Genomic DNA, 11,022 nt, shown 5'->3' on the forward strand with positions numbered 1-11,022 from the left:
AGGCGGTCCGAGCGCGTCGGCAGGACCCGCACCGGACCTCCCGTCAGCCGCCCGCGCCCGCGGCCGCCCGCAGCGTCCGCTCCGCATCGTCGAGGTAGTCCGCCAGCAGCGCCGATGCCCCGGCCTGGTCGCCGGCGCGCAGCGCCACGACGATCGCGTCGTTCCGCTCCACGAACTCGGCGTGGAACGACCCCGGGTCGTCGGTCGTCAGGAACGCCAGCCGCATCTCGGCGAGCAGCCCGTCCATCAGCCCGTGGATCCGAGCGCTCGGGACCGCGCGGACGAGTTCGGAGTGGAACCGGATGTCCGCGGTGCCCACGGCGCCCCAGTCGCCCGCGACAGCAGCGTCCCGTGCAGCCGTGACGGCCGCCGCGGCTGCATCGAGTGCCGGTGCCGTCGGTGAGCACGCACGCACCGCGGCTTCCTCGAGCACCCGCCGGGCGGCGTACAGGTCGGCGACGTCCTCGGCGGAGAGTCGTCGCACGAAGACCCCGCGGTTGAACACGTGCTCGACGAGCCGGTCGCGTGCGAGCAGCCGGAAGGCCTCGCGCAGCGTGTTCCGCGACACCCCGAGCTGGTCGCTCAACCGCTCCTCGGACAGCTGCGTCCCGGGGGAGAACTCGCCCGCCGCGATCAGGGTGCGCAGCCGCTCGGCCGTCGAGTCGGCACCACTGACGGTTCGGGTCATGTCCCGATCCTGACACGGCCTCGGGCATCGAGGGTGCGAACCCCGCACCGTGTGACCGTCGTGTTACAGAGCAGAACACCCCCTTGCGATTGTTGAACAATGCGGTCCAGACTGTCCCGCATGTTCGTCCTCATCGGCGTCGCCGTCGTCATCATCGGGTTCGCGTTGCGCATCAACGCGCTGCTCGTCGTGACCGTCGCGGGTATCGTCACCGCGGCCATCGGCGGGATCGGTCCCGTCGGCATCCTCACCGCGTTCGGCGACGGCTTCGCGTCGAGCCGGTCCGTCACGACCTTCGCGCTCGTCCTGCCCGTCATCGGCCTGATCGAGCGCTACGGGTTGCAGGACCAGGCCAAGCGCCTGATCGCGAAGCTCGACAGGCTCACGACGGGTCGTCTGCTGGCCGGGTACCTGGCCATCCGGCAGGTCACGGCCGCGGTCGGCCTCACCAGCATCGGCGGGCCGGCGCAGACCGTGCGGCCGCTCGTGCACCCGATGGCCGAAGGGGCGGCGATCAAGAAGTACGGCCGGATCGACGAGCGGATGCGCGAGAAGATCAAGGGCTACTCGGCGTCGTCGGACACCGTCGGGGTCTTCTTCGGCGAGGACGTGTTCGTCGCGGTCGGCTCGATCCTGCTCATCACGACCTTCGTCGACGCCACCTACGGTCTGTCGCTCGAACCCATCGACCTGGCGCTGTGGGCGATCCCGACGGGCATCGCCGCGCTCCTGGTCCACGGCACGCGACTGCTGCTGTTCGACCGCACGCTCGACAAGATGGCCGCCGACGCACGCGTCGACGCCCCGACGCAGGGAGCCGCAGCGTGATCACCAGCGAATGGCTCTACTGGCTCATCGGTGCGTTCTTCATCGCGGTGGCCGTGCTCATCGTCACGGACACCGCGCACGCGAAGCGACTCGGCAACGCGGCGTTCTGGGGGATCCTCGGGGTCTCGTTCTTCTACGGCACGTTCGTGGCCGCGAAGACCGCGCCGTCGTGGGTGCTCGGCATCGCCGTCCTGGTGATGGTCGCGCTCGCCGGACTCGGGTTCACCGGGACGACCAGTCGCTCGCGGGTCGCCAGCATCCCCGGCGCCGGCACGGGTGCCGAGACCGGCCCGGCCGAGCCAACCGCTGCCGCGACGAAACCGTCCGCCAGCACGAGTGTCCTCGCGACGACCAGCCCGGACGAGCGCGCGGCGTTCGCCACCCGGTTCGGCAACAAGCTCTTCATCCCGGCGCTGGTTGTGCCCGTGGTCGCCGTCCTCGTGGCGACGCTCGGTCCGCTCGTCTCGATCGGCGGCGAACCGCTGCTCGCCGAGGGCAGCGCGACCCTGACCGGCCTGGGCATCGGCTCGGTGCTGGCCGTGGTCGTCGCGGTGTTCGTCCTGCGCCCGCCGAGGATCGCCACACCGATCCGCGAGGGCGGTCGTCTGCTGCAGGCCATCGGGTGGGCGGCGCTGCTGCCGCAGATGCTCTCCACCCTCGGCATCGTGTTCACCCAGGCCGGTGTCGGCGACGCCGTCGGCACGATCATCAAGTCGATCTTGCCCGGCGGTTCGCTGATCGCCGCGGTGGTCGTCTACTGCCTCGGCATGGCGCTCTTCACGATCATCATGGGCAACGCGTTCGCCGCCTTCCCGATCATGACGGCCGCGATCGGCTGGCCCGTGCTGGTGCAGGGCTTCGACGGCAACCCCGCCGCGGTCTTCGCCATCGGCATGCTCGCCGGCTTCTGCGGAACGCTGGTCACGCCGATGGCAGCGAACTTCAACCTGGTGCCGGCCGCCCTGCTCGAGATGCGGGACAAGTACGGTCCGATCAAGGCGCAGATCCCGACCGCCGCCATCCTGCTCGTCGTCAACATGGGAGTCATGTACCTTGTCGCTTTCTGATGCTGCCCCGCTCGACCTGACCCGGGCTGCGTGGGCCGACCGCTTCGCGGCCGTCGCCGCCGAGAACACCTCGCGCGAGTACCCGTACGCGGCGCACCACACGACGTCCGGTCCGGACGACCGGGCGCTGCCGGTCGAGCTGCACCCCGCCTTCGCGACGTCCTACGACTGGCACTCGTCCGTGCACATGCACTGGCTCGCAGCGCGTCTGGTCGCGCACGGCCTGCCGGCCGACCTGGAGGCCCGGCTCACCACGATCCTGCAGGCCCACCTGAGCGCGGATCACCTGGCGACGGAAGCCGCCTACTTCCACACGACGCCGCACTTCGAGCGCCCCTACGGGTGGGCCTGGCTCGCGAAGCTCGCCGCCGAGGTCTCCGCGTCCGAGGTGCCGGCCATCCGGCAGCTCGCCCCCGGGTTCGCGCCCGTCGTCGACGTGCTCGAGGAACTCGTCGCCCGCTGGGTCGACGGCGCTGCCCACCCGGTGCGGCACGGGGTGCACTCGAACTCGGCCTTCGGGCTGCTGCTCGTGCTCGAGGCCGCACGGTCGCTCGGTCGCGACGAGCTCGCCACGACGGTGGAGCGGGCGGCGCGCGAGTGGTTCGGCGAGGACGCCGGGTGGCCGTTCGCCTGGGAGCGCAGCGGGCACGACTTCCTGTCCGCCGGTCTGGCCGAGGCTGACCTGATGCGGGCTGTGCTGACCCCTGCCGAGTTCGCGACGTGGTCGGACGGCTTCTTCGCCGAGGTGCGGTCGGGCGACGCGATCCTGCAGTCGACGGTGGTCCGCGACGAGAACGACCCGCAGCAGGTGCACCTGTTCGGGCTCGACCTGTCGCGAGCGGGCTCGGCCCGGCGCATCGCGGACGCCCTGCGCGCCGGTGCGCTGGACGACGACGGGCTCGCGAGCCTGCTCGACGAGGCGGCCGACCGGCTGTTGGCCTCGGGTCTGGCCGCCAGCGTCGGCGAGGAGTACTACTCCACGCACTGGCTCGCGAGCTTCGCCTGGGATGCCATGGAAGCGCGGGAGCACGCCGCGCGCTGACCCTGCCGTCAGCTGAGTCCCGTCACGGGAAGTTGAGCCGCTTCCGACGGATCCCGCGTTCGCTGAGGGACATCACGAACGGCGGGCTGGCCTGCGCCAGCCGATGGATGGACCGCTCGTGCTCGAGACACAGGTCACCCATCACTCCAGCGGTGATCTCTCCGCGCGCAAAGGCAATGACCCTCGCGTCGTTCATGTAGATCGCCTGTGCTTCGAGTGGCCGGCTGGCCACGCGGTGGTCCTTGGCCAGCAGAAGGAACCCGCCGTGAGTGCCCTCGGCAATCCACTCTTCGTCGCGCATTCGTTGTGCGCGGTCGTCGCCGTACTCCTCTGCGAGCGTGCGAGCGTCCCAGCCTGCTTCGCGGAGCCTGCGGACGAGGAGTCGCCCTCCGACAGATCGGTCGAGAAGAAACCGGGCAGACAGCACGATCACGCTGCCTGCAGGAGCAGGGATTGCAACTCTCGCTTCGCCAGACCGAAGTCCTCAGCGACATCCGCCATCGGTTCTCCGGCGCGGACGCGGCTGACGACACTCTCGACGCTCACGCCGATCCGGTCGATCGTCGGCTGGCCCGAGTTCCGGAGCGGATCAACGACGACCTCTGCCCGCTCGTAGGTCGGGAGTCGTACGGACTGGACGTATCCGTTGCGGTAGGTGATCGTCCGGAGGTACTCCGCGACGACGTCCCGGAACACGCCTTGCTTGTTCCGAACGACGACCAGCTCGTCGTCACCGTTCTCGAACAGGATCTCCGCACCGTCAGTCTTGAGGCGTTCGCTCAGAAGCGCGTTCTCGATGCCGATTTCGTTCCGGAGCGCGGTGATCGCCGGACGGATCCGCGCCATGGGCAGTCCAGCTCGGCGGAAGGTCTCGACGATGTACCCCTCAGCGAGGGCATTGAACGGGACGGTGTAGCCACGTCCTTCGCGCACTCCCGTGAGGATCGGCTCGCTCCACCCCCACTCACCCTCGCGCCGTTGTCGGAACTTGTGTCCATGAGCCCACCGCGCGAACGAACTCGAGGGCGCGCGGACGATCTGCGCGGCTTCGTTCAACGCGTAGATGGGTGTGGTGTAGACACCATCAACGACCGACGTTTGCATGCAAACACGATACCGCTGACGAGGGCGCGATGTGGCTCGTGGTCACAGGTGTGCCGCTCTGCAACATCTCCAGCGGGTGGGTGTCAACCCCCTGCATTCGTTGCGGAATGCACCTACCTTCGACGCGCAGCCGAGATCCGGCTGGGTGCCCGAGGGGAACGGGTGCCACCAGTCACACCAGGGAGTGACACATGCAGCACCGCAGGATCAGGCGGACCGCACTCATCGCCGCACTCATCGGAGCCGTCGTGGCGGCACCGCTCGGAGCGGGAACCGTTGCCTACGCGGGGGTCACCGCCCCGGTCGGCAACGTCGGCAAGTTCAAGCAGACCTTCGTCGAGAACTTCAGCACGACGGCCTCGGCGAACGGCCAGTTCGCGAAGACCTACGCGAACTCGTGGCAGCCCTACCCGGACGGGACGGCCGGCACGTACTGGTCGGGCTCACAGGTCAGCGCCCGCGACGGCTACATGGACGTCACGCTCGACGGCAAGCACGGAGCCGCGGGGACCTTCGGGACCCCGACCGGCGCGTGGTCGCACGTGGGCGGCAAGTTCAGCGTCCGTGCCAAGGCCACCGGCGGCAACGGGAACGGTGCAGCGTTCATGCTGTGGCCGTCGTCGAACGTCTCGTCGGACGGCGAGATCGACTACCCGGAGGCGAACTTCGAGGGATCGCCGATGCTCCACCACCACTCGATGGTCGCGGGGCAGGAAGCGAACTCGACGAGCATGAGCACCGGGGTGACCTGGCGCAGCTGGCATGTCTACTCGGTCGAGTGGATCCCCGGCAAGTCGGTGCAGTACCTGCTCGACGGCAAGGTCATCACGACGGTGGCGTCGAACGTGCCGACGACCGCGCACCGGTACATGTTCCAGGTCGGGAACTGGGGCGCCGCCGGGCACCTCGACATCGACTGGGTCAGCACCTACGAGTACACGGGCTGACCCGCAGCAGGTCAGCCGATCGCGATCGTCCGTGCGAACGTCCGCGCGACGGGCGGTGCGGCGACGATCGGTCCGATCGCTGCGGCACCGTCCGGGGTCGCCCGCCATGCCTCGTAGGCGTCGTGGGCGGCCCCGCTCGTCCAGGACTCGACGACGACCACGCGTGTCGGGTCGGCGTCGTCGACCAGCACCTCGAGGGACTCGCAGCCGTCGAAGGCGCGGGTCTGCGCGAGCGTCTCGCGGATCGCCGCCTCGACGGTGTCGGCGGGGACGTCGCTCTGGAACTGGACTTCGAGCAGGACGGTGATCGACATGTGGTGCACCTTTCGTCGGTAGTGTCCCACTCAACCGGCGGCGGCACCGACCTGTTCCGGATCGGTCAGCCGGCCGGTCGTCAGTGGACGAGCCGGAAGCGGATGGTGCCGCCCGGCCGGAGCTGCGCCGCCCGGTCGACCGACTCCGGCGTGAGGACCGCCACGACGGGGTAGCCGCCGGTGACCGGGTGGTCGGCGAGGAACAGCACCGGGAAGCCCTCCGGCGGGACCTGCAGCGACCCGGTCTCGACGCCTTCGCTCGGCAGCTCGTGCGTCACAGCACGGACGAGCGGCTGCGGAGCCGTGGTGCGGACCCCCACGCGGTCGCTGTCCGACCCGACGGTGAAGTCCTGGCCGGTCAGGGTGTCGCGCCAGCCCGGCGTGAACCAGTCGTCACGGGGGCCGGCGGCGACGTCGAGGACCACCGGGTCGTCCGGCCAGCGCTCGTCGGGTTGCGGCACGGCGTCGACGATCGGCCACGAAGCGCGCGCGTCGCCGATCGGCAGGACGTCACCCGGTGACGACGGCGGAGGCCCGAGGCGTGCGAGCGAGTCCCACGAGCGACTGCCGAGCACGGGCTCGACCGCGAACCCGCCGAGGACCGCGATGTAGGAGCGCAGCCCGGCGGCGGCGGTGCCGATCCGGAGCGTGTCGCCCGGGGCGAGCATCAGGACCTCGTGCGAGGCCGCACCGCGGACCCGCCCGTCTGCCCGCTCGATCTCGACCGGGCAGGCGGCCCCGGCGGTGGCGGCGACCACGTACGCGTCGGTCCGCAGGGTGACGGAGCCGAGCAGGGCCTCCAGGACGGCCGCATCGGGACGGTTGCCGACCAGCCGGTTGGCCAGCGCTGCGGATCCGCGGTCGGCGGCGCCCGCCGCGCCGAGGCCCATGTCACTGAAGCCGGGGCGCCCCAGGTCCTGCGTGGCGACGCCGAAGCCGACCTGCAGGACGGTCAGCCCGCTCATGCCGCACCCGCGTCGACGAACCGGACCCGTGTGCCGGCGGGAGCCAGCGCCGGCGGTTCCCGGTCGAGCGACCACATCGGCACGTCGGTGCGGCCGATGAGCTGCCAGCCGCCGGGGGAGACGCGGGGGTAGACGGCGCTGAACTCGCCCGCCAGCGCGACGGCGCCACTCGGGACGGCGGTGCGCGACGTGCTCCGGCGGGGCAGGTCGAGTGACGGCGCGGCGCCGGTGAGGTAGCTGAAGCCCGGGGCGAAGCCGCAGAAGGCGCTCGTCCAGAGCTGGCCGGTGTGCCACGCGATCACGCGGTCGCGGCGCATGCCCGTCAGGGCGACGACCTGGTCGAGGTCCTCGCCGTCGTAGACCACCGGGATGACGAGCGGGTCCGCGGCGCTCGCCGTTTCGGCGTCGACGGACGGGACGACCCGTTCGAGTGCGCTGCGGAGTCTCGCGGCGTCGGTCGACGCCGGGTCGTACCGGAGCAGCAGGGTCCGCGCGCCGGACACGACCTCGGTGAGGCCGGGCAGCCGAGCCGCGGTCAGCCCGGCGCGGAACGCGACGACCTGCGGCAGCGAGTCGAACGTGGCGAGCAAGGCCGCGCGCCCAGCGGGCCGGAGGTCGAGGACGGTCACGGTGCGAACGGCGCGATCGTGACGCCGTGCTCGGTCAGCAGTGATCGGATCGCGCGCGCCATCGCGACGGCACCGGGGGAGTCGCCGTGCACGCAGACGGAGTCGGCGCTGACCCGCAGCTCGGAGCCGTCGACGGCGGTCGCGACCCCGTCGGTGACCATCCGGAGGACGCGAGCCGCGACCTCGTCCGGATCGTGCAGCACCGATCCCGGCGTGCTGCGGGACACCAGGGCGCCGTCGGGTTCGTAGGCACGGTCGGCGAAGGACTCGGCGACCGCGCGGAGCCCGTGGCGTTCGGCAGCGAGCAGGAGTTCCGAACCCGGCAGCGCGAGCACCGCGAGCGCGCTGTCGACGTCGGCGACCGCCTGGACCACGGCTTCGGCCTGGACCGGGTCGGCGCAGGCTGTGTTGTAGAGGGCGCCGTGTGGCTTGACGTAGGTGACAGCGGTGCCGGCGACCCGCGCGGTGGCGGCCATCGCGCCGAGCTGGTGCACGACGTCGGCGTGGAGTTCGTCCGGGGTGACGTGCACCGGACGGCGACCGAAGCCGGCGAGGTCGCGGTAGGCGACGTGCGCACCGATCGCGACCCCGCGCTCGGCGGCGGCGCGGGCGGTGTCGAGCATGATCGTCGGGTCGCCGGCGTGGAATCCGCAGGCGATGTTGGCGCTCGACACGACGTCGAGCATCGCGGCGTCGTCGCCCATCGTCCAGGCGCCGAACCCCTCGCCGAGGTCGCTGTTCAGGTCGATCGTCGTCACGGGGACTCCCTGTCGTCGCGGGTTGTTGAACAATCTACCGAGCGGTGACCCCGCTGTCGACCGGTCGGGGCACGCGGCTGGTGGGTGGATTCCGAGCAGCGGCACGTAGCGTCCGAGGTCAGCACCTGCCGGGGGCGTCGCCCTCGGTTCGACCACTGCACTGGAGCAGACCATGACCGACAGCAGCAACACGCACGACGACGACGCCAAGGCCCCCGTGAACGACTCCGAGGGCACCGAGAAGCCGGGTGGGCTCGGCGACGACAACACCATCCCCAACGACCCGGACGGCCTGGCCGCTGGGCACGTCGGGGACGACTCGCACTTCAACCCGGAAGAGGACGGCGAGGAGTAGGGGTCGTTCGTCGACTCGGAACGACGTCCTCGTCGTCGTACGACGACGAGGACGTCGTTCCACGTCGACACGTGGCACGCCCCCCTACAACACCCGCTCCAGCAACCGCAGCGTCCCCGCGATGTCCACGTTCCGGTCCAGCAGCCACTGCACCTGCAGTCCGTCGAACGCCGCGATGATGAGCGACGCCACCTGCTCGAGGTCGGCGTCCGAGTGCCGCCCCGACGCCGCGAGCTCGTCGCGCAGCTGAGCGACCAGGTTCCCCCGTGCCTCGTCGAACCGTGCGGCGAAGAACTCCCGCGCCGTCTCGTTGCCGGCCTCCACCGATGCCCCGAGCAGGGTCGTGTAGAGGGTCACGAGTGCCGGCTCGCTGACGTTCCGATCGGCGACGAACGACAGCCTGGTGAAGACGCCCGCGGTGTCGCCGAGAGCCCGGTCCGAGGCGGCATCGCGTTCCCGCAGGACCTCGACCAGCAGCGCTTCGCGTGACGAGAAGTAGTGCTTCAGCGCCGCGTGCGAGACCCCGATCGCATCGCCGATGGCGCGCAGCGAGGTGCCGTCGATCCCGCGCGAGGCGACGACGTCGAGTGTCTGGTCGAGGATCTCCCGCCGACGCTGCACGCCCTTGGCGTAGGGGCCCCTGGTGCCGATTCCATCGTTGGAGGTCACAGGTGCCAATGTACCGGCGCAACAATCGGAGCAAAAACTTCCGGTCGGAGGTTTCTGGTGCTACAGTCCCGATCACCTAGCAGCACTAGGTATTCGAGGGCCCCGAAGCCCCCTATGACTCGAGGAGGAGTCATGTCGACACCGACGTCGAAGGAAGAACCCACCCGCGGCATCGCCGGGACCGCATCACCAGCGGTCACCGCAGCCGCCGGTGCCACCGCCTCGGACGCTGCGGCGCCCCGAGCGTTCTCGGTCGAGGGGATCACGCAGTCCGTCAGCACCATGCGGGTCGGCCGTGGCTACCTCTGGGGCCTCAGCTTCGCCCAGTTCGGCCTCTTCGTCGCCCTGCTCACGCCGGTCTTCGTGAGCATGTCGATCAAGGCGACCGAGCTCAACCCCACGAGCCCCGAGACCGTGGTGGGCTCCGTCCTGCCGTTCGGTGCCCTCGGCGCGCTGTTCGCCAACCCGCTGTTCGGTGCGATCTCCGACCGCACCCGGACCCGGTGGGGACGCCGACGCCCGTGGATGCTCGGCGGCGTCATCGTCTTCGTCGGTTCGCTCGCCTGGCTCGCGTTCTCGCCGAACGTCCTGCAGCTCACGCTGGCCTGGGTCCTCGCGCAGGTCACGGCGAACGCCGTCCTCGCCACGTTGACCGCGAGCTTCGCCGACAACGTGCCGGAGTTCCAGCGCGGCAAGGCCTCGAGCGTCATCGCCCTCGCGCAGAACACCGCCATCCTCGCCGGTCTGTACCTGGCCGTGTACCTGGTCGGGAACCTGCCGGTGCTCTTCATCGCCCCGGGTGTCCTGGCGATCATCGCGATCCTCGTCTACTGCTTCGTGGCCCGCGACGACCTGCCGACGACGCCGGTCAAGCCGTTCAGCTGGATCAACCTGATCAGCTCGTTCTGGACCAACCCGATCAAGCACCCGGACTTCGGCCTGGCATGGTGGGGTCGCTTCCTCATCACCTTCGGCACGTTCATGTTCACGACGTACCGCCTGCTCTACATGCAGGACCGCATCGGTCTGCCGCAGGCCGAGGCCGTCGGGGTCGTCGCGTTCGGCGTCCTGCTGTACACGGTCGCCCTGCTCGTCAGCGCCGCCGTCTCCGGCTGGGTGTCGGACCGCGTCCAGCGCCGGAAGGTCTTCGTCTGGGGCTCCACCGCACTGACCGCGGTCGGCCTCGTGATCCTGGCCCACGTCGACACCGTCGGCGGCTTCTACTTCGCCGAGATCGTCCTCGGCTTCGCCTTCGGCATCTACGCCGCCATCGACACCGCCCTGATCGTCGACGTGCTGCCCGACCCGGAACGCCCCGGCAAGGACCTCGGCGTCATCAACATCGCGAACGCGCTGCCGCAGTCGCTCGCTCCGGCCGTCGGCCTGTTCCTGCTCGGCATCGGCGGTGGTCAGAACTACACGCTCATGCTCTGGGGTGCCGGCGTCGCCGTCATCCTCGGTGCCCTCGTGATCCTGCCGATCAAGTCGGTCCGCTGACCAACGCAACCAGCCGGGAGGCGGGGGGGGGGCGCCGCCCCCCCCCCGCGCCCCCCCCCCCGCCCCCGCCGCCCCCCCCCCCCCCCCCCCCCCCGCGCCCCCCCCACCCCCCCCCCCCCACACCGCACGGAGGCCCCGGAGAACCACCCGTCACCGAAG

Annotated in this window: 14 protein-coding genes; 6 read left to right on the forward strand and 8 right to left on the reverse strand. The window is 70.6% G+C overall.

All coding sequences use genetic code 11. From position 1 onward, the window contains the following. Positions 1–43 precede the first annotated feature (43 nt). Positions 44–688 (reverse strand): GntR family transcriptional regulator, encoded by a 645-nt coding sequence (locus ABH929_RS17055; protein WP_404562071.1) that lies wholly within the window; start codon positions 686–688, stop codon positions 44–46. 120 nt (positions 689–808) lie between these two features. Here ABH929_RS17055 and ABH929_RS17060 point away from each other — a divergent pair, with 120 nt between their 5' ends. From ABH929_RS17060 to ABH929_RS17070, 3 genes are read left to right on the forward strand one after another with little or no spacing between them, the layout of a single operon-like run. Next, positions 809–1,516 carry a DUF969 domain-containing protein gene (locus tag ABH929_RS17060; RefSeq protein ID WP_205463098.1) on the forward strand — a complete coding sequence of 236 codons (708 nt, stop codon included), beginning with the start codon at positions 809–811 and terminating at the stop codon, positions 1,514–1,516. After that, positions 1,513–2,583 (forward strand): DUF979 domain-containing protein, encoded by a 1,071-nt coding sequence (locus ABH929_RS17065; protein ID WP_263091440.1) that lies wholly within the window; start codon positions 1,513–1,515, stop codon positions 2,581–2,583. The genes ABH929_RS17060 and ABH929_RS17065 overlap by 4 nt, the downstream gene beginning before the upstream one ends. Then, positions 2,570–3,625: a DUF2891 family protein gene (locus tag ABH929_RS17070; protein ID WP_404562072.1), complete on the forward strand. Its 1,056-nt coding sequence runs from the start codon at positions 2,570–2,572 to the stop codon at positions 3,623–3,625. The genes ABH929_RS17065 and ABH929_RS17070 overlap by 14 nt, the downstream gene beginning before the upstream one ends. Before the next feature lie 22 nt (positions 3,626–3,647). Here the strand turns inward: ABH929_RS17070 and ABH929_RS17075 are convergent, their stop codons facing one another. Together ABH929_RS17075 and ABH929_RS17080 are read right to left on the reverse strand one after the other, a co-directional pair. After that, positions 3,648–4,058 carry a hypothetical protein gene (locus ABH929_RS17075; protein ID WP_404562073.1) on the reverse strand — a complete coding sequence of 137 codons (411 nt, stop codon included), beginning with the start codon at positions 4,056–4,058 and terminating at the stop codon, positions 3,648–3,650. Then, entirely contained in the window at positions 4,055–4,729 is a 675-nt protein-coding gene (locus ABH929_RS17080) for a DUF433 domain-containing protein (protein ID WP_263091443.1), read from the reverse strand. The genes ABH929_RS17075 and ABH929_RS17080 overlap by 4 nt, the downstream gene beginning before the upstream one ends. Positions 4,730–4,920: 191 nt before the next feature. Between ABH929_RS17080 and ABH929_RS17085 the strand changes: the two genes are divergently transcribed. Beyond that, positions 4,921–5,676: a glycoside hydrolase family 16 protein gene (locus ABH929_RS17085; RefSeq protein WP_404562074.1), complete on the forward strand. Its 756-nt coding sequence runs from the start codon at positions 4,921–4,923 to the stop codon at positions 5,674–5,676. An 11-nt stretch (positions 5,677–5,687) separates the two neighbouring features. Here ABH929_RS17085 and ABH929_RS17090 read toward each other — a convergent pair whose 3' ends face one another. The 4 genes from ABH929_RS17090 to ABH929_RS17105 form a co-directional block, all read right to left on the reverse strand. Beyond that, positions 5,688–5,990, reverse strand: a complete 303-nt coding sequence (locus ABH929_RS17090) for a putative quinol monooxygenase (RefSeq protein WP_404562075.1) — start codon at positions 5,988–5,990, stop codon at positions 5,688–5,690. Between the two features lie 80 nt (positions 5,991–6,070). Continuing rightward, positions 6,071–6,955, reverse strand: coding sequence for a biotin-dependent carboxyltransferase family protein (locus tag ABH929_RS17095; protein ID WP_404562076.1), 885 nt, complete (start codon positions 6,953–6,955; stop codon positions 6,071–6,073). Then, positions 6,952–7,584, reverse strand: a complete 633-nt coding sequence (locus ABH929_RS17100; protein ID WP_404562077.1) for an allophanate hydrolase subunit 1 — start codon at positions 7,582–7,584, stop codon at positions 6,952–6,954. Before ABH929_RS17100 ends, ABH929_RS17095 begins: the two co-directional genes overlap by 4 nt. Next, positions 7,581–8,342, reverse strand: coding sequence for a LamB/YcsF family protein (locus tag ABH929_RS17105; protein WP_404562078.1), 762 nt, complete (start codon positions 8,340–8,342; stop codon positions 7,581–7,583). The genes ABH929_RS17100 and ABH929_RS17105 overlap by 4 nt, the downstream gene beginning before the upstream one ends. 172 nt (positions 8,343–8,514) lie before the next feature. Here ABH929_RS17105 and ABH929_RS17110 point away from each other — a divergent pair, with 172 nt between their 5' ends. Continuing rightward, positions 8,515–8,697, forward strand: a complete 183-nt coding sequence (locus ABH929_RS17110) for a hypothetical protein (RefSeq protein ID WP_123939346.1) — start codon at positions 8,515–8,517, stop codon at positions 8,695–8,697. Between the two features lie 84 nt (positions 8,698–8,781). Here ABH929_RS17110 and ABH929_RS17115 read toward each other — a convergent pair whose 3' ends face one another. Then, a complete protein-coding gene (locus tag ABH929_RS17115; RefSeq protein ID WP_240347426.1) occupies positions 8,782–9,366 on the reverse strand; it encodes a TetR/AcrR family transcriptional regulator in 585 nt (194 codons plus the stop codon). Positions 9,367–9,498: 132 nt separating this feature from the next. Between ABH929_RS17115 and ABH929_RS17120 the strand changes: the two genes are divergently transcribed. Further along, positions 9,499–10,863 carry an MFS transporter gene (locus ABH929_RS17120; protein ID WP_404562079.1) on the forward strand — a complete coding sequence of 455 codons (1,365 nt, stop codon included), beginning with the start codon at positions 9,499–9,501 and terminating at the stop codon, positions 10,861–10,863. The last annotated feature ends 159 nt before the right edge of the window (positions 10,864–11,022 follow it).

It is taken from the genome of Curtobacterium sp. AB7, assembly GCF_044909335.1.
Classification (GTDB): Bacteria; Actinomycetota; Actinomycetes; order Actinomycetales; family Microbacteriaceae; genus Curtobacterium.